Genomic DNA, 18,367 nt, shown 5'->3' with positions numbered 1-18,367 from the left:
GAGGCCGCAGGATCCTGGTGGACGGTGCTGGCCGGCGCTGCACCGGGATGGTCATCCCCGAAGGGGACCTGCTGCTGGGTCACCCGTGCATTTTCCCGGGAGAAGATGAACAAAAGGTGTCCGGCGCGCCCGAAACCGCCGTTTGCGGCGGCCCGGGCGTTTGCCCGGTGTTCACGTTGCCGGAGGTTACGGGACCAGGAGGACTTTGCCGGTGGTCTTCCTGCCCTCAAGGTCGCGGTGCGCGAGGGCTGCCTGCGACAAGGGGTAACGGGCCCCGACCCGCACCTTCAGGCTGCCCTCGGCCGCCGCTGCGAACACCTCGTCGGAGCGCCAGCGCCGTTCCGTGGCATCCCGGAGGTAGTGGCCCATCGTGGGGCGGGTCAGGAACAAGGAGCCGCCGGCGTTCAGGCGCTGCGGGTCGACCGGCGGGACGGGACCGGACGCGGCACCGAACAGCACCAGCATCCCCCTGATGCGCAAGGCGGCAAGGGAACCGTCGAAGGTGTCCTTGCCCACGCCGTCGTACACCACGTCCACGCCGGTACTGCCCGTGATGTCCCTGACGTGCTCCGCGAATCCTTCGTAGCGGAGAACGTGGTCCGCGCCGGCGTCGCGCGCCAAGTCTTCCTTTTCGTCCGTGGACACCGTGGTGAACACCTCAGCGCCCCGTGCCTTAAGGAGCTGGATCAGCAGCAGTCCCACGCCTCCGGCGCCGGCATGGAGCAGGACCTTGTGGCCAGGTTCCACCTTGAAGGTGGAGTTCATCAGGTAGTGGGCAGTCATGCCCTGCAGGGGCAGCGCCGCGGCGGTAAAGACGTCCAGGCCCCTTGGTACCGGCAGCGCGGCGTCTTCGTCCACCAGCGCGTAGTCCGCGTAGCAGTTGATGCCTTCAGCCGTGGCAATCCGGTCGCCGACGGCAAATCCGGTCACCCCCTCTCCCACCGCCTCCACCGTGCCGGCGGCCTCGGAGCCGGGGGTGAAGGGGTACTGCACTTTGTAGGTGCCGCTGCGCTTGTAGGTATCGATGAAGTTCACGCCGGCCGCGCCCACCTTGAACAGCAGCTGCCCCGGGCCGGGAGTGGGGGGCTCAACCGCGGCGTAGTCGAGGACTTCCGGTCCGCCTGCCTGCCGTGCGACGATTGCGTGCGTCATGGCGCTCCTTTCCCGGGTTCCGGTATTTCCGGCCCGGCTGCCGAAGTCCATCCTAGGGACACCCTGTGCCGGACGGACACGGATGCGGAACAACCGTCCCCGGATTGCGCATGCATAAATATCGGCCCCATTGCATAATTATTGTTGTATGGTGGAGGCATGACTATTTCTGTTGCGGTTTCGGGAGCCAGCGGATACGCCGGGGGAGAGGTCCTCCGCCTCCTGGCCGGGCACCCCGGTGTGACCATCGGCGCAATTACGGCGCACAGCAACGCGGGCTCGCGGTTGGGCGAACTGCAGCCGCACCTGCACGGACTGGCAAGCCGGATCCTGGAAGACACCACGGTGGAGAACCTCTCCGGCCACGACGTCGTCTTCCTTGCGCTCCCGCATGGCGCTTCCGCCGAAATCGCCGCCCAGCTGCCGGAAGGAACGGTCGTCATTGATGCCGGAGCCGACCACCGGCTCGAGGACCCCGCGGCCTGGGAAAAGTTCTACGGTTCCGCCCACGCCGGCACCTGGCCGTACGGACTTCCGGAGTTGCCCGGCCAGCGCGAGGCCCTGAAGGGTGCCAGGCGCATCGCCGTCCCCGGCTGCTATCCCACCTCCGCCCTGCTGGCGCTCACTCCCGGGTTCGCAGCCCACCTGCTGGAGCCCGACGACGTCGTCATCGTTTCCGCCTCCGGCACCTCCGGCGCGGGCAAGGCGGCCAAGGTCAACCTCATCGGCTCCGAAGTGATGGGATCCATGAGCCCGTACGGAGTGGGCGGCGGACACCGGCACACACCGGAAATCGAGCAGGGACTGTCCAACGCGGCGGGGGAGCAGGTCACGGTGTCCTTCACCCCCACGCTGGCTCCGATGAGCCGCGGAATCCTCACCACCGCCACGGCCAAGGTCAAGGCCGGCACCACCGCGGCGCAGCTGCGCCAGGCCTGGACGGACGCGTACGACGACGAGCCGTTCGTCCACGTCCTGCCCGAAGGCCAGTGGCCAGCCACCAAGTCCGTCCAGGGCTCCAACCACGCCGCCATGCAGCTCGCCCTCGACCCCCACACCGGGCGCGTGATCGTGACCTGCGTGATTGACAACCTCACCAAGGGCACCGCCGGCGGCGCCGTCCAGTCCATGAACATCGCACTCGGCCTGCCGGAAACCGACGGCCTCAACCTGCAGGGAGTTGCCCCGTGACCATCACCGCACCCCAGGGATTCCGGGCAGCCGGCGTCACCGCCGGCCTCAAGGCTTCCGGCAACCCGGACCTCGCCCTCGTGGTCAACGACGGCCCGGCCAAGGCCGCGGCCGCCGTGTTCACCAGCAACCGGGTGGCAGCGGCTCCGGTCCACTGGTCCCGCCAGGTGGTCTCCGACGGTCGCGTTGACGCCGTGATCCTCAATTCCGGCGGCGCCAACGCCTGCACCGGCCCCACCGGCTTCCAGAACACCCACAGCACCGCGGAGAAAGTGGCAGAGGTCCTGGGGATTTCGGCCACCGACGTCTTTGTCTGCTCCACCGGCCTGATCGGTGAACAGCTGCCCATGGACAAGATCCTGCCGGGCGTCGAAGCGGCGGCGGCAGCATTGAGCGCCGACGGCGGTCCGGCGGCGGGCACCGCGATCATGACCACCGACAGCGTTCCCAAATCGGCGCTGTTCATCGGCACCGACGCCGACGGCCAGGAGTTCAGCATCGGCGGCATCGCCAAGGGTGCCGGCATGCTGGCCCCCGGCCTGGCCACCATGCTGGTAGTCCTCACCACCGACGCCGCCGTCGAATCCGAAATGCTCGACGTCGTCCTGCGGGACGCCACCCGCGTCACCTTCGACCGCGCCGACTCCGACGGCTGCATGTCCACCAACGACACCGTGGTCCTGCTGGCCTCCGGCGCGTCCGGGGCCGTACCTTCCGCAGCGGACTTCGGTGCCGGCCTCACCCAGGTCTGCGCCGAACTGGCCCGCAAACTGATCGCCGACGCCGAGGGTGCCAGCCACGACATCGCCATCCGCACCTTCAATGCCGCCAGCGAAGCGGACGCCGAAACGGTCAGCCGTTCCGTGGCCCGCTCCAACCTGTTCAAGGCCGCCATCTTTGGCAAGGACCCGAACTGGGGCCGCGTGCTGTCCGCCGTGGGCACAACGGACGCTGCGTTCGAACCGGACAAGCTCAACGTGGCCATGAACGGGATCCAGATCTGCCGCAACGGCAGCATCGGCGACGACCGGAACCTGGTGGACCTGGAACCGCGCGAGGTCCTGGTGGAGATCGACCTGCAGGCAGGCGACGCCGAAGCCACCATCTGGACCAACGACCTCACCCACGACTACGTCCACGAGAACAGCGCCTACTCCAGCTAGGAGCTCCTGCTCCCGGCAGGAACCGCTGCGGAAAGTGACAGCATGAACACCCAGACGCGTGAAACCACCAGCACGTCCGCTGCCCAGGACAAGGCCGCCACCCTGATCGAGGCGCTGCCCTGGATCCAGCGGTTCGCAGGCACCACCATGGTGATCAAGTACGGCGGCAACGCCATGGTCAACGACGAACTCCGCCGGGCCTTCGCCGAGGACATCGTCTTCCTGCACCACGTGGGTATCCACCCGGTGGTGGTCCACGGCGGCGGCCCCCAGATCAACTCCATGCTGGGCCGGCTGGGCATCGAATCCGAGTTCAAAGGCGGCCTGCGCGTCACCACCCCGGAAGCCATGGACGTGGTCCGCATGGTCCTCACCGGCCAGGTGGGGCGCGAACTGGTGGGCCTGATCAACTCCCACGGGCCCTACGCCGTCGGCATGTCCGGCGAAGACGGCGGGCTGCTGCGCGCCGTCCGCACCGGCACCGTGGTGGACGGCGAAGACATCGACCTCGGGCTCGTGGGCGAGGTGGTCGGCGTCGACCCCGCGGGCATCGTGGACATCCTGGCCGCCGGCCGCATCCCGGTGATCTCCACCGTGGCCCCGGAGATTGTCGACGGCGGGGAGAACGTGCCAGGTGCCGGGCGTTTCCAGCCCACCGGCCAGGTCCTGAACGTCAACGCGGACACCGCGGCCGCCGCCGTCGCCTCGGCACTGGGCGCCTCCAAGCTGGTCATCCTGACCGACGTCGAAGGCCTGTATGCCAACTGGCCGGACAAGTCCTCCCTGATTTCATCGCTGACGGCCTCCGAGCTGCGGAAGATGCTGCCCCGGCTCGAATCGGGCATGATCCCCAAGATGGCCGCGTGCCTGAAGGCCATCGACGAGGGCGTGGAGCGCGCGCACATCGTGGACGGGCGCCTGCCCCACTCCATGCTTCTTGAAACATTTACGACGGCGGGCATCGGCACCCAGGTGGTCCCGGACGAGGAGAACAACGCATGAGTAAGCACACCGCCGAGGTTGAGCTTGTCGAAACCCCGGTGGCCGAACTGGTGCAAACCAGGGGCCACGCGGGCTCCGAGTGGCTCTCCCGCTACTCCACCTCGCTGATGAACGTCTTCGGCACGCCCCAGCGCGTCCTGGTCCGCGGCGCCGGCTGCCTGGTGTGGGACGCCGACGGCAAGGAATACCTGGACCTGCTCGGCGGCATCGCCGTCAACGCCCTCGGCCACGCCCACCCCTTCGTGACCTCAGTCATCGCCAGCCAGCTGGCAACCCTGGGCCACGTCTCGAACTTCTTCACCAGCCCCACGCAGGTGGCCTTGGCAGAGAAACTTTTGGAGCTGACCCACGCCCCTGCCGGGTCCAAGGTGTTCTTCAGCAACTCCGGCACGGAAGCGAACGAGGCAGCGTTCAAGCTTGCCCGCCGCAACACCGGCGCCGGCGACACCAAGCGGAGCAAAATCATCGCCCTCGAAGGCGCTTTCCACGGCCGGACCATGGGTGCCCTGGCGCTGACCGCCAAGGAAGCCTACCGGGCACCGTTCGAACCGCTGCCCGGTGGCGTGGTGCACATTCCGTTCGGCGACATCGCTGCGCTGCAGGCAGCAGTGGATGACACCGTTGCCGCCGTCTTCCTGGAGCCCATCCAGGGCGAGGCCGGCGTCCGGCCGCTGCCCCCGGGCTACCTGCAGGCTGCCCGTGAGGCCACCACCAAGGCGGGAGCACTCCTGATCCTCGACGAGGTCCAGACCGGCATCGGGCGGACCGGCAAGTGGCTGGCCAGCGAAGACGCCGGGATCGTCCCCGACGCCGTCACCCTGGCCAAGGGCCTCGGCGGCGGATTCCCCATCGGCGCCCTGATCACCATGGGTGAGAAGACGTCGTCGTTGCTGTCCGCCGGCCAGCACGGCACCACGTTCGGCGGCAACCCGGTGGCCACGGCGGCCGCCCTGGCCACCCTCCACGCGCTCGAAAGCCAGGACGTCCTGGCCAACGCCACCGCGGTGGGTGCGCACCTGCGCTCCGCACTGGCCGCGGTCCCCGGCGTCACCGAGGTCCGGGGTGAAGGGCTGCTGGTCGGCTTCGACCTCGACGCCGACGTCGCCCCCGCCGTCGTGCAGGCCGCCCTCGACGCAGGCTTCATCGTCAACAGCCCCGGCCCGCGCACCATCCGCCTCGCACCCCCGCTGATCCTCACCACAGCCCAGACGGACACCTTCCTCGCCGCTTTCCCGGCAATCCTCCAGACAGCTAAGGACGCCCAGTGACCACCGCAACCCGGCACTTCCTCAAGGACACCGACCTCAGCCCCGCCGAGCAGGCAGAGGTCCTGGAACTCGCAGCCCGGATGAAGGCCGCCCCGTACAGCGTCCAGCCGTTCGCCGCTGAGCGCAGCGGACGCAAGACCGTGGCCGTCATCTTCGACAAGACCTCCACCCGGACCCGCGTCTCGTTCGCCACGGGCATCGCCGACATGGGTGGCAATGCCCTGATCATCAATCCCGGCGAGGCGCAGATCGGGCACAAGGAATCCGTGGAGGACACCGCCAAGGTCCTCGAACGGATGGTGTCCACCATCGTGTGGCGCACCGGCGCGCACTCCGGGCTGGTGGCCATGGCTGCCAACTCCAAAGTCCCGGTCATCAACGCCCTGTGCGATGACTACCACCCTTGCCAGCTCTTGGCCGACCTCCTCGCCGTCAAGGAACACAAGGGCGAACTGAAGGGGCTCACCATGAGCTACCTCGGCGACGCCGCCAACAACATGGCCAACTCCTACCTGCTGGCCGGCGTCACGGCCGGGATGCACGTCCGCATTGCCGGTCCGGAAGGCTACCTGCCGGCCGCGGACATCGTGGCGGCCGCGAAGGAACGGGCGGCCGAAACCGGCGGTTCCGTGCTGGTCACCACCGATGCGAAGGAAGCCCTGCAGGGAGCGGACGTGGTGGCCACCGACACGTGGGTTTCCATGGGGCAGGAAGCCGAGAAGGAAGCACGGCTCCAGCTGTTCCGGGACTACTCCGTCGATTCGGACGCCCTGGCACTCGCCGCGGAAGACGCCGTCGTGCTCCACTGCCTGCCTGCCTACCGCGGTTACGAAATCTCAGCGGACGTCATCGACGGACCCCAGTCCATCGTCTGGGACGAGGCGGAAAACCGCCTGCACGCCCAGAAGGCCCTGATGGCCTGGCTGATGCACCGGTCCGGCCTGGCCGTCGTTGACGGCCTTTCCCCCGTTGAAGGTGCCGGGGAGAGCACGTTCCAGTGACCGCCCAGCCGTCCTCCCCGGGCAGCAGCCCGGCCACCAAGACCGCCCGGCAGGCACGCATCACCGCCATCCTTACCGGGCAGTCCGTTCGTTCGCAGGCTGAGCTTGCGGCGCTGCTGGCGGACGACGGCGTGCAGGTCACCCAGGCAACCCTGTCCCGGGACCTGGTGGAACTGGGTGCGGTCCGCGTCCGTGGCAAGGAAGGCGTCCTGGTGTACGCCGTCCCCGGCGAAGGCGGTGAACGGGCCGCGAAGAGCGGCGTCACGCAGGAAATCCTGGACGCGCGGCTGGCCCGGCTGTGCAGCGAACTGCTGGTCACGGCGGAAGCCTCCGCCAACATCGCCGTCCTGCGGACCCCGCCCGGTGCCGCGAACTTCCTGGCCCTGGCCATCGACCACTCGGTGATGCCATCCATCCTGGGCACCATCGCAGGGGACGACACCGTCCTGCTGGTGTCACGCGATCCGCTGGGCGGCCCGGACCTCGCAGCCCGCTTCCTGCAACTGGCCGAGGAAGCCGGGCAATAAGCTTGACGTCAGAACATCAACCAACCCCAACAAGGAGCATTTAAAGTGACTGAACGCATTGTGCTGGCCTACTCCGGCGGCCTGGACACGTCAGTAGCCATCGGCTGGATCGGTGAAGCCACCGGTGCCGAGGTCATCGCCGTGGCGGTCGACGTCGGACAGGGCGGCGAATCTCTGGAAACCATCCGCCAGCGCGCCCTCGGTTGCGGCGCCGTCGAGGCCTACGTCGCAGACGCCTCGGACGAGTTCGCCAACGAATACTGCGTGCCCACGCTGAAGGCCAACGCCCTGTACCAGGGCCACTACCCGCTGGTGTCCGCCATCTCCCGCCCGGTGATCGTCAAGCACCTGGTGAAGGCCGCCCGCGAATTCGGCGCCACCACCGTGGCCCACGGCTGCACCGGCAAGGGCAACGACCAGGTCCGCTTCGAAGTGGGCATCCAGACCCTCGGCCCGGACCTGAAGTGCATCGCCCCGGTCCGCGACCTCGCCCTGACCCGCGACAAGGCCATCGCCTTCGCCGAGGAAAAGGGACTGCCCATCGAGACCACCAAGAAGAACCCGTACTCGATCGACCAGAACGTCTGGGGCCGCGCCGTGGAAACCGGCTACCTCGAGGACATCTGGAACGCCCCCACCAAGGACATCTACGACTACACCGCCACCCCGGAGTTCCCGCCGGCACCGGATGAAGTCACCATCTCCTTCGAGGCAGGCGTCCCCGTCGCGATCGACGGCGTCAAGGTCACCCCGCTGCAGGCCATCAAGGAACTCAACCGCCGCGCCGGTGCCCAGGGCGTGGGCCGCATCGACGTCGTCGAGGACCGCCTGGTGGGCATCAAGTCCCGCGAAATCTACGAGGCCCCCGGTGCCATGGCGCTGATCACCGCGCACAAGCACCTGGAGGACATCACCATCGAGCGCGAGCAGGCCCGCTTCAAGGCCACCGTTGGCCAGCGCTGGGCCGAACTTGTCTACGACGGACAGTGGTTCTCCCCGCTCAAGCGCTCCCTGGACGCCTTCATCGAGGACACCCAGAAGTACGTCTCCGGCGACATCCGCATGACCCTCCACGGTGGCCAGGCCATCGTCAACGGCCGCCGCTCCGACACCTCGCTGTACGACTTCTCGCTGGCCACCTACGACACCGGCGACACGTTCGACCAGTCCCAGGCCAAGGGCTTCATCGAGCTGTGGGGCATGTCCGCCAAGGTTGCCTCCGGCCGCGACATCCGCGTCGCAGGAAAGTAACCCGGATGGCTGAGTCGAATTCCAAGCAGGGCCCACGAGCGCAGGGGTCCCCGGCCGAGCGCAGCGAGGTTGGGGTGCGCTCGGGGACGAACACGGGTGCGTTGTGGGGCGGCCGGTTCGCCGGCGGCCCCGCGGACGCCCTCGCGGCGCTGAGCAAGTCCACGCACTTCGACTGGCGCCTGGCCCGTTACGACATGGCCGGCTCCAAGGCGCACGCGCGCGTGCTGCACAAGGCCGGACTGCTCGACGACGGCGAGCTGGCGGGGATGCTGGACGCCCTGGACCGCCTGGACGCGGACGTCGCCTCCGGCGCATACACCCCGGCCGAGTCCGACGAGGACGTGCACGGTTCGCTGGAACGCGGCCTGATCGAGCGCGCCGGCGCCCAGCTCGGCGGCAAGCTCCGCGCCGGCCGGTCGCGTAACGACCAGGTGGCCACTTTGGGCCGGATGTTCCTGCGCGACCACGCCCGGATCATTGCCCGGGGCGTCCTGGCAACAGTGGATGCCCTGGTGGAGCAGGCCAAGGCGCACCACGGTGTTGCCATGCCGGGCCGCACCCACCTGCAGCACGCCCAGCCGGTCCTGCTCAGCCACCACCTGCTGGCCCACGCCTGGGCACTGCTGCGCGACGTGCAGCGGCTCCAGGACTGGGACAAGCGGGCCGGGGTCTCGCCCTACGGCTCCGGTGCGCTGGCCGGCTCCTCGTTGGGGCTGGACCCCGAAGCGGTGGCGGCTGACCTCGGGTTCTACTCCGCCACGCACAACTCGATCGACGGCACCGCGTCCCGCGACGTCTTCGCCGAGTTCGCCTGGGTTTGCTCGATGATCGGCGTGGACCTGTCCCGGATCTCCGAGGAAGTGATCTTCTGGGCCACGAAGGAGTTCTCCTTCGTCACCCTGCACGATTCCTATTCCACCGGCTCCTCGATCATGCCGCAGAAGAAGAACCCGGACGTGGCAGAGCTGGCCCGCGGCAAGGCAGGGCGCCTGATCGGCAACCTGACCGGGCTGCTGGCCACGCTTAAGGGCCTGCCGCTCGCGTACAACCGCGACCTGCAGGAGGACAAGGAACCGGTGTTCGACGCCGCCGACACCCTGGAGCTCTTGCTCCCGGCCGTCTCCGGCATGATCGCCACCCTCACGTTCAATACGGAACGGATGGAGTCCCTGGCCCCGCAGGGTTTCGCGCTGGCCACGGACATCGCCGAGTGGCTGGTCCGCCAGGGCGTGCCGTTCCGCGAGGCGCACGAGCTCTCCGGTGCCGCGGTCAAGCAGGCCGAGTCCCGCGGCGTGGAGCTGTGGGATCTGACGGATGAGGAGTACGCCGCCATTTCGGAGCACCTCACGCCGGAGGTCCGCACGGTCCTGTCCACGGAAGGTTCGCTGAACAGCCGCAACTCCCAGGGCGGCACGGCACCGGCCGCCGTCGAACGCCAGCTTGTCGCCCTGGAGAGTGAACTCGCGGACGTCCGGGCGTACGCCGGCTGAAACGCCCGCTCACTTCCTGCAGGTTTTGCGTCAACGCCCGCTCACTTCCTGCAGGTTTTGGGCCAACGCCCGCTGACTTCCTGCCGGTTTTGGGCCAACGCCCGCTCACTTTCTTTACGGAAGTGAGCGGGCGTTGGCGTTTTAGGGGCAGGAAGTGAGCGGGCGTTGGTAGTTCCACTGCAATACCTGAGCGGGCGTCGGGGGCGGGCGTGGGTGGTTGGGCGTGCTGAAACCCGCATGTGGCTAGGCTGGGTCCATGAGCGAAACGTTCCGGAAGTTCCTTCGCACGCTGCCCGATTTCCCGGCCGACCTGCCCGCCTTCCATCCCGGCAGTGCCCCGCAGGATCCGGCTTTGCTCTTCAAACAATGGCTGGACGAGGCCTTGGACGCGGGGGAGCAGCAGCCGCACGCGTTCAGCCTCGCCACGGTGGATGCCGCGTCCGGTGGCGGCCCGCAGCCTTCTTCCCGGATGCTGATCCTGAAGAACATCGACGACGACGGCTGGCACTTCGCCACGTCCCGCACCTCCCGCAAGGGCAGGGAACTCACGGCGGAGCCGAGGGCTGCGATGAACTTTTACTGGCCACGCCTGGGCCGGCAGGTCCGGCTCGCCGGGACGGTGACCGGTCTCTCCGCCGAAGCCTCCAGCCTCGACTGGCACGAACGGCCCCGCGCGGACGGCACCGAAAACCCGAACTGGCAGCTCTATGCACTCCAGCCTCGCGAGATTGAGTTCTGGCAGGCAGCCGCCGACGGCCGGCACGTCCGGCACCGCGTTGGACCGGACGGAACACCGCTGGAATAGCCGCCGCCGCGCCGGGCGCTCCGCTAGGCTGACCGCATGAGCTCACCTTCCCCTGCGGCGCTCCAGGCCGAAGTGCACAAGGCCGCCGAAGCGCTTGCCACCGCCCTGGACCGCCTTCCCGACGGCGGCGAAAAGGCGCCGTCAACGCTTCCCGGCTGGAGCCGCGGCCACCTGCTGGCCCACATCGCCGGCATCTGCGACGCCCTCGCCCGGCAGGTGGAGCACGGCCGCCGCGGCGAAAAGGTGGCGCTCTACGACGGCGGCGTGGAGGGACGCAACCGTGCCATCGATCTTGCAGCGGGGCACAGCCTCGGCCAGCACCGCGCCGACATCACCGCAGCCCTCCACCGTGCGCTGGCCGCCTTCGATGCTCTGACCGGTCCTGAGTGGCAGACGCCAATCGCCTTCCGCGACGGAGTCATCTACGACGCAGGCCTGGCGCTGTGGCGCGAACTTGTCATCCACACCTCGGACCTGGATGCCGGCACGGGCCCCGAAACCTGGAACGGGGCCTTCTGCTCGCACCTTTTCGACTTCCTGGCCGCCCGGGTTCCCACGGGAACCCGGCTGGTCCTGCAGCCCGTTGCCCTGCCGCCGATGGGACTCGGCGCCGGCGGCAGCACCGTCGTCGTCAGCGGCATGGTCACTGACATCGCCGCATGGCTCGCCGGCAGGCAGCCATCGCTGGACAGCCTGCGCGCCACCGCCGCCGGCGACGGCACGGACCTTCCGGAGCTGCTGCCCTGGCCTTCGGCGATGCCGGACCCCAAGTAGCCCTACGCGGCCTCGCGGGCCAGCAGGCTCTCCTTGATAGGCAGGCCCCAGCGGAACCCGCCCAAAGAGCCGTCAGTCCGGATCACCCGGTGGCATGGGACAAAAAGGGCCGCCGCGTTGAAGGCGCACGCACTGGCCGCCGCCCGCACTGCCTTGGGGTTCCCTGCCAGGGCCGCGTACTCGCTGTACGTCACCGGGAAACCCGGTTTGACCTCCCGCAGCACATCCCAGGCGTGCGCGCGGAACGGCCCGGACCGCTGCAGGACCGGGACGGCCATGGCGGGCGCCGGGTCGCCGTCGTAGAAGGCCTCGACGGCGGACGAGATTCCCGCCAGGCCGGCCACCTCCTCCACGTCCTCGGGACGCAGCGCGGGGTGAACCTGCCCGATCAATTCCGGCAGGCCGGCCGTCCAGCCCGAGGCCAGGACCATGCCGTCCCTGGCGAGGATGGTGAACGGGCCGTCCGGGGTGGACAGCTTGAGCAGTTGGGCTTTCATGGCATCCCTTTCGCGGGGGTGGATGGAGTGGCGGGCCGTGCCGCGGCGCGCCACAAGTGCATGGTGGCGTAGGAACGCCAGGGGCTGGTTTCCCGGAAGTCCGGTGTGAGGGTGTGGCCTCCGGTGCCGAGGGCGCGGATGCCGTTCCGGACGGCGGCGTCGTTGGCGAGGAAGATGTCCGGGGCGCCCAGGACGCGCATTGCCACGTATCCCACCGTCCATGGTCCCACCCCCGGCAGGGGAAGCAGGGCCCCGGTGAGGCTTGGCACATCGTCGCCGTACCCGAATTCGAGCCGCCCGCCGGCCATCGCCTCCGCCGCGTTCAGCAGCGATTCGATCCTTCGCCGGGGTCCGCGCAGCACATGCCCCGCTGAGGCGATCTGCGCCGGCGTCGGAAACAGCCGTTCCAGGCCCCCGCCGGGGTCGCTGGCGGGGCTGCCGGCGGCGGCCAGTTGCGTGAGTGCGGTCCGGGCGGCCGCCACCGTGATCTGCTGCCCCACCATGGCCCGCACCAACAGTTCCTGCGGGTCCAGCGCCCCGGGCAGCCTCATCCCGGGGGCAGCTGAAACGGAGTCCGCCAGCCGGGGGTCCGCAGCAAGGGTGCTGTCGATCGCTTCCGGGTCCGCGTCGAGATCGAACAGCCGCCTCACGCGGCTCAGCAGCGCCGGCAGGTCGCGCAGGTCCACCGCGCCGACGGTGAGGGTCAGCGGCCGCCCCCGCGCGGCGTCGTCGTACTCCACCCGGAACCGGGCGTCGCCGTGCGGGAGGCGGAGGGTCCGGGCATAGGAGGTGGGCGTGCCCTCCTCGATTCCCGGAATGGCACGCACGGCCAGGAAGGAGAAAATACCGGTATCGAAGGGCGCCCGGTAGGGCAGGCTCAGGGTCAGGGCGGTGGCGCCCCCGGCGGCTGCCGGATGCCGGGTGGTCCGCCGCAGTGCCGTGGGGGTCAAATCGAAGACTTCGGCAATGGTGTCGTTGAACTGCCGGATGCTGCTGAAACCGGCTGCGAAGGCCACATCCGCAAACTTCATGGACGTGGACACCAACAGGGTGCGCGCCGTCTGTGCCCTCGCCGCCCGGGCCAGCGACAGAGGACCGGCACCCAGTTCCTGGCCGAGGATGCGGTTGAGCTGCCGGGCGGAGTAGCCCAGCCGGGCAGCAAGACCCGCCACGCCGTCCCGGTTGATGACGCCATCGTTGATCAGGCGCATCGCCCGGCCGGCAACGTCTTGGCGCACGTTCCATGCGGGTGTCCCCGGGACAGCCTCCGGCAGGCAACGTTTGCAGGCCCGGTACCCTGCCTCGTGCGCGGCCGCGGACGTCTCGTAGAACGTCACGTTCGATGCCTTTGGCGTCCGGGCCGGGCACGAGGGACGGCAATAGATCCCGGTGGTGCGGACCGCGGTGAAGAACTGGCCATCGAACCGGGGGTCGCGGGCATCGATTGCCCGGTAGCGCTGCCAGAAGTCCATGCCTCCATCCTGCCAGCCCCGCATCACTGCTACTAGCGGAAATCGGACATGGCCGTGGTTGGTGCCGGATGCCCGTTGGTTCCCGCGGGAACAGCGGATTTCTGGGTACAGTCGAGCAATGGATGAGAGCCCTTCAACCACCGGGCCGCTCCGGGATTTCCTGTCCGGGGACGCCCGGGAACTCGCGCCGCTGCTGCTTGGCGCCGTGCTGACCCACGAGTCCCGGGACGGCACCGTGTCCGTGCGGTTGACCGAGGTGGAGGCCTACCTTGGGCCGGAGGACTCCCTGCATCCAGATCCCGGCTCGCACACCTACCGCGGCCCGACGCCCCGCAACGCGCCGATGTTCGGTCCCGCCGGGCACCTCTACGTCTACTTCACCTACGGCATGCATCACTGCACCAACATCGTGTGCGGACCCGACGGGGTGGCTTCCGCCCTGCTGCTGCGGGCCGGGGAAATCGTCGGCGGGCTGGACGTGGCGCAACGCCGGCGTCCGACGTCGAAAACCCCCGCCGACCTCGCCAGCGGCCCGGCCCGCCTGGCCAAGGCGCTGGGTATGACGACGGCGGACAGCGGCCGGGATGCGCTGGCACCGCCGTTCGGGCTGGAGCTTCCCTCCGGTCCGGCCGGTCCCGTCAGTTCCGGTCCGCGGGTGGGTGTGGCCGGGGCCGGGGGATCGGACCGCTACGCCTGGCGGTTCTGGCTCACCGGCGACCCCACGGTTTCCAAATACAAGGCAGCCAAGCCGCGGACCCGGAGGCCCGCGGCCGGTGGGCCGCCCGGGGCGGGCACGTTTCGCCTGCGTTAATCGAAATGGTTGTAGAATGGACGGTCTGTCTTTCGCGATAGGGGAACGTTGATGCTCGACGCCGAATTGGCCCACGAACGGGACTATGTTGCCGGCCTGTATGCCCGGCTGGAGGAGCTCCGTGAGGAAAAGCGCCGCCAACTGGCGCAGGTCCGCCGTGCCGGAGCCGTGGGCACCATGCAGAACGTTTCCGAACGTGATGCGTTCGCCGCACTGTATGAGGACCGCCTGGCCCAGCTGGACGCCGTGGATGACCGGCTGGTGTTCGGCCGGCTGGACCTGGATTCCGGCGAGGCCCAGTACATCGGGCGCATCGGGCTGACCACCGAGGACCTGCAGCGGTTGATGGTGGACTGGCGGGCACCCGAGGCCGGCCACTTCTACCAGGCCACCGCCTTCGACCGGCAGGGTGTGCGGCGCCGCCGGCACCTGATCCTGCAGGGCCGCGACGTCAAAGCCATCGAGGACGACGTCCTTGACGCAGGCATGCTGACGGACGCCGAATCGCTCCAGGGCGAAGGGGCCCTGCTCGCCGCCCTGAACTCCAAGCGGACCGGCCGGATGTCGGACATCGTCAGCACCATCCAGTCCGAGCAGGACCGCATCATCCGGTCCTCGATCTCCGGTGCCGTGGTGGTCCAGGGCGGCCCCGGCACGGGCAAGACCGCCGTGGCGCTGCACCGCGCCGCCTACCTGCTCTACACCCATCGTGACCGGCTCAAGAGCGCCGGCGTCCTGCTGGTGGGGCCGTCGTCGTCGTTCATGAAATACATCGAACGGGTGCTGCCCTCGCTCGGCGAGACGGGGGTTGTCATGGCCAGCGTTGGCCGCTTGATGCCGGGCATCCACGCCGTGCCCGAAACCAACGCCGACGTGGCGGCCATCAAGGGTCGCCTGGACATGGCCGCCATCGTGGCCAACGCCGTGTCCAACCGGATGCGTGTCCCCGCCCGGAACCGGATCCTCGAGGTGGACGGGCGCAAGCTGACCTTGACGCCCCGGCAGGTCCGTCGTGCCCGGGAACGTGCACGCGCCACCGGGAAGCCGTACAACGAAGCCCGGGTGACGTTCGTCAAGATCCTGCTGCGCGAGCTGACCGAGCAGATGACCGAACTCGTTGAGGCCGGGAGCATCGGGAACAATGCGGACCGCTCGTACCTGGCCGAGGATGTGCGCACTGCCCGGGACGTGCGGATTGCGCTGAACCTGTGCTGGATGCCGATGACTCCGGAAAAGCTGATCTCGGACCTTTTCAGCAAGCCGGAAATCCTGGAATTCTGCACCCCCAACATGACACCGGAGGAGCGGGCGCTGCTGCTGCGCCCCGCTGACGCTCCCTGGACCGAGCCGGACGTGCCGCTGCTGGATGAGGCCGCCGAGCTGCTGGGCGAGCTGGACCCGGCCGCCGGACGGGGGCTGGCCCAGCAGGAGCACGACCGGGCCCGGGACCTTGCCAACGCAAAACAGACCCTGGTCAACATGCAGGCCGCCGGCGTGGACCCGCTGATGTCCGCTGAGGAGCTTGCTGAACAGAACCAGGAGCAGGGCGCCCGGCAGACCGCTGCCGAGCGTGCCACGAGTGACCGGACCTGGGCATTCGGGCACATCGTGGTGGACGAGGCGCAGGAACTCTCGCCCATGCAGTGGCGGCTGCTGGTCCGGCGCTGCCCGCTGAAGTCCTTCACCATCGTGGGGGACATCGCCCAGACCAGTTCCGTGGCCGGTGCCAACTCCTGGCAGGGCGCACTGGCCCCGATGTTCGGTGACCGGTGGCAGCTGGAAGAGTTGACGGTCAATTACCGTACGCCGTCCCAGATCGCCGAGGCCGCGGTCAGGATGGCCAACGCCGCCGGCCTGGTGGTGTCCGCTCCCAAGGCCGTACGTGAAGGACGCTGGTCACCCATCATCGATGAGGTTGCTGCCGGCGGCGTGGTGGACCGGCTCCTCGAGGTCCTTCCGGAGGAGTTGGGAGCGCTCGACGGCGGCCTGCTCGCCGTCATCGCCGACGGTGACCTCCTGCCCCAGGCAACTTCCGCCCTGCGTGCGGCCTACGGCCGGCGGATCGGTACCGGCGCGGGAAGCTACGAACAGGACATCGTGGTAATCAGCCCGCGTGAGGCGAAGGGACTGGAGTTCGACGGTGTGGTGGTGCTGGAACCTTCCGTCATGCTCAACCACGAGCACGGCAAGGTGGGGGATCTCTACGTTACCATGACCCGCGCCACGCAGCGGCTGCGGTTGATTGCCGCCGAACCGGTACCGGCCGGAATAGCCGGCTGACCGGGGTCCCGGCGTTACTGCTAACTTAGGAAGCGTGCCTGAACTGAACAACCTCGAACCGCAGCGCAACGACCCCACTTTCGCCAACATTTGGCAGGAACTGAAGTGGCGTGGGCTGGTCCATGTCTCCACGGACGAAGCAGAGCTGGAGAAGCTCCTCGCCAACGGGCCGGTCACCTACTATTGCGGCTTCGACCCCACCGCGCCGAGCCTGCACCTGGGCAACCTGGTCCAGCTGCTGGTCATGCGGCGGCTCCAGCTGGCCGGGCATAAACCGCTGGGGCTGGTTGGCGGTTCCACCGGCATGATCGGCGATCCGCGTCCGACGGCGGAGCGCACCTTGAACACCAAGGACACGGTTGCGGAGTGGGTCGGCTACCTCCAGGCCCAAGTCAGCCGCTTCCTCAGCTTTGAAGGGGACAACGCTGCAAGGATCGTGAACAACCTGGACTGGACGGCGCCGTTGAGCGCCATCGACTTCCTGCGTGAAGTGGGCAAGCACTTCCGGGTGGGCACCATGCTGCGCAAGGACGCTGTGGCCTCCCGGCTGAACTCCGATGAAGGCATCAGCTACACCGAATTCAGCTACCAGATCCTGCAGGGCATGGACTACCTCCAGCTCTACCGCGACTACGGCTGCGTACTGCAGACCGGCGGCTCTGACCAGTGGGGCAACCTCACCAGCGGTACGGAGCTGATCCGCAAGGTGGAGGGCAAGAGCGTACACGCCCTCGGTACTCCCTTGATCACCAATTCCGATGGAACCAAGTTCGGCAAGAGCGAGGGCAACGCCATTTGGCTCGATGCCGGCATGTGCAGCCCGTATGCGTTCTACCAGTTCTGGCTCAACACGTCCGATGCCGACGTCGTGGACCGGCTCAAGGTTTTCACCTTCCTGACGCGGGCCGAGATCGAAGAGATCGCAGTTTCGGTGGCGGAGCGTCCCTTTGCCAGGGAAGGCCAGCGGAAGTTGGCTTTCGAGGTCACCTCGCTGGTGCATGGCGTCGACGCCACCGAGAAGGTCATTGCCGCCTCGGCGGCGCTCTTTGGCAACGGCGACCTGGCCGCGCTGGACAAGGCAACCCTGCAGGCGGCAACCTCCGAACTTCCCAACACCACGGTGCAGGTGGACGGGATGGGAATCGTCGACCTCCTGGTGGCGTCCGGACTTTCTGAAAGCAAGTCGGCTGCCCGGAGAACCGTGGGGGAGGGCGGCGCCTACGTTAACAACGAGAAAGTCTCGGATCCTGAGGCCGTGATTTCCGAGTCTGAACTCCTGCATGGCCAGTATTTGCTCCTGCGCAGGGGCAAGAAGAACCTGGCCACGGTTGAGGTGCTGGTTCCCTAGCACCTTCGGATGCTTGATGCACGCCTCTCGGCAGCCGATTTGCACGGCCGCCGGGGGGCGTGTATTGTTTTCTGAGTCGCCGCCGCTGAGTGGCGACAAACCCCAACTTATGAGAAGCAATTCTTACCGCGCACAGCGTGGAACTGGAGAAATTGCTTCCCATTCTGCTGGGCGGATTCATTCCACTGAGTGAATTCCGGGAAAATAACCGGATTTGCGAAAGTGAATATGAATGAAATAAGATGGGAACATCGCAGCGAAGAAATACGGAATATATAATTCAGTTTACTGAATTTCTTCCGGGAATATTCGAATGTGTCTGTTGTTTGAGAACT

The 18,367-nt window shown here is 68.0% G+C and carries 16 protein-coding genes; 13 read left to right on the top strand and 3 right to left on the bottom strand.

Going from position 1 to position 18,367, the window contains the following annotated elements; translation table 11 throughout:
* Positions 1–186: 186 nt before the first annotated feature.
* Positions 187–1,152, bottom strand: coding sequence for a quinone oxidoreductase (locus tag DC347_RS06890; RefSeq protein WP_109044881.1), 966 nt, complete (start codon positions 1,150–1,152; stop codon positions 187–189).
* Between the two features lie 159 nt (positions 1,153–1,311).
* On the opposite strand from DC347_RS06890, the gene argC reads away from it, so the two are divergent.
* The 10 genes from argC (at position 1,312) to DC347_RS06840 (ending at position 11,624) form a co-directional block, all read left to right on the top strand.
* Positions 1,312–2,343: an N-acetyl-gamma-glutamyl-phosphate reductase gene (argC, locus tag DC347_RS06885; RefSeq protein ID WP_109044880.1), complete on the top strand. Its 1,032-nt coding sequence runs from the start codon at positions 1,312–1,314 to the stop codon at positions 2,341–2,343.
* Positions 2,340–3,506, top strand: coding sequence for a bifunctional glutamate N-acetyltransferase/amino-acid acetyltransferase ArgJ (gene argJ / locus DC347_RS06880; RefSeq protein WP_109044879.1), 1,167 nt, complete (start codon positions 2,340–2,342; stop codon positions 3,504–3,506). The genes argC and argJ overlap by 4 nt, the downstream gene beginning before the upstream one ends.
* Positions 3,507–3,548: 42 nt before the next feature.
* Positions 3,549–4,508, top strand: coding sequence for an acetylglutamate kinase (gene argB, locus DC347_RS06875; RefSeq protein ID WP_109044878.1), 960 nt, complete (start codon positions 3,549–3,551; stop codon positions 4,506–4,508).
* The gene (locus tag DC347_RS06870; RefSeq protein WP_109044877.1) at positions 4,505–5,776 is read left to right on the top strand and encodes an acetylornithine transaminase; all 1,272 of its coding nucleotides are present in this window, start codon (positions 4,505–4,507) and stop codon (positions 5,774–5,776) included. The genes argB and DC347_RS06870 overlap by 4 nt, the downstream gene beginning before the upstream one ends.
* On the top strand, positions 5,773–6,777 hold the full coding sequence (gene argF, locus DC347_RS06865) for an ornithine carbamoyltransferase (protein ID WP_109044876.1): 1,005 nt from the start codon (positions 5,773–5,775) through the stop codon (positions 6,775–6,777). Before DC347_RS06870 ends, argF begins: the two co-directional genes overlap by 4 nt.
* Positions 6,774–7,304 carry an arginine repressor gene (locus tag DC347_RS06860; RefSeq protein WP_018763591.1) on the top strand — a complete coding sequence of 177 codons (531 nt, stop codon included), beginning with the start codon at positions 6,774–6,776 and terminating at the stop codon, positions 7,302–7,304. Before argF ends, DC347_RS06860 begins: the two co-directional genes overlap by 4 nt.
* A gap of 45 nt (positions 7,305–7,349) precedes the next feature.
* On the top strand, positions 7,350–8,555 hold the full coding sequence (locus tag DC347_RS06855; protein WP_018763590.1) for an argininosuccinate synthase: 1,206 nt from the start codon (positions 7,350–7,352) through the stop codon (positions 8,553–8,555).
* A gap of 5 nt (positions 8,556–8,560) precedes the next feature.
* Positions 8,561–10,045, top strand: coding sequence for an argininosuccinate lyase (argH, locus tag DC347_RS06850; RefSeq protein WP_109044875.1), 1,485 nt, complete (start codon positions 8,561–8,563; stop codon positions 10,043–10,045).
* 256 nt (positions 10,046–10,301) lie between these two features.
* A complete protein-coding gene (locus tag DC347_RS06845; protein ID WP_109044874.1) occupies positions 10,302–10,850 on the top strand; it encodes a pyridoxal 5'-phosphate synthase in 549 nt (182 codons plus the stop codon).
* Between the two features lie 36 nt (positions 10,851–10,886).
* Complete coding sequence (locus tag DC347_RS06840; RefSeq protein ID WP_109044873.1) at positions 10,887–11,624, top strand: maleylpyruvate isomerase family mycothiol-dependent enzyme; 738 nt, start codon at positions 10,887–10,889, stop codon at positions 11,622–11,624.
* Positions 11,625–11,626: 2 nt separating this feature from the next.
* Here the strand turns inward: DC347_RS06840 and DC347_RS06835 are convergent, their stop codons facing one another.
* Positions 11,627–12,121 (bottom strand): methylated-DNA--[protein]-cysteine S-methyltransferase, encoded by a 495-nt coding sequence (locus tag DC347_RS06835; RefSeq protein ID WP_109044960.1) that lies wholly within the window; start codon positions 12,119–12,121, stop codon positions 11,627–11,629.
* Positions 12,118–13,593, bottom strand: coding sequence for an AlkA N-terminal domain-containing protein (locus tag DC347_RS06830; protein ID WP_109044872.1), 1,476 nt, complete (start codon positions 13,591–13,593; stop codon positions 12,118–12,120). The genes DC347_RS06835 and DC347_RS06830 overlap by 4 nt, the downstream gene beginning before the upstream one ends.
* A 118-nt stretch (positions 13,594–13,711) precedes the next feature.
* Between DC347_RS06830 and DC347_RS06825 the strand changes: the two genes are divergently transcribed.
* From DC347_RS06825 to tyrS, 3 genes are read left to right on the top strand one after another with little or no spacing between them, the layout of a single operon-like run.
* Complete coding sequence (locus DC347_RS06825; RefSeq protein WP_018763584.1) at positions 13,712–14,404, top strand: DNA-3-methyladenine glycosylase; 693 nt, start codon at positions 13,712–13,714, stop codon at positions 14,402–14,404.
* A 51-nt stretch (positions 14,405–14,455) separates the two neighbouring features.
* Entirely contained in the window at positions 14,456–16,684 is a 2,229-nt protein-coding gene (locus DC347_RS06820) for an AAA family ATPase (protein WP_109044871.1), read from the top strand.
* A gap of 34 nt (positions 16,685–16,718) precedes the next feature.
* On the top strand, positions 16,719–18,032 hold the full coding sequence (gene tyrS / locus DC347_RS06815; RefSeq protein ID WP_109044870.1) for a tyrosine--tRNA ligase: 1,314 nt from the start codon (positions 16,719–16,721) through the stop codon (positions 18,030–18,032).
* The last annotated feature ends 335 nt before the right edge of the window (positions 18,033–18,367 follow it).

Origin of the sequence: Pseudarthrobacter sp. AG30, from assembly GCF_003116525.1 — a bacterium.
Lineage (GTDB): Bacteria > Actinomycetota > Actinomycetes > Actinomycetales > Micrococcaceae > Arthrobacter.
The sequence above is the reverse complement of the archived record's forward strand: the minus strand, read 5'-3'. Positions and strand labels throughout refer to the sequence as shown.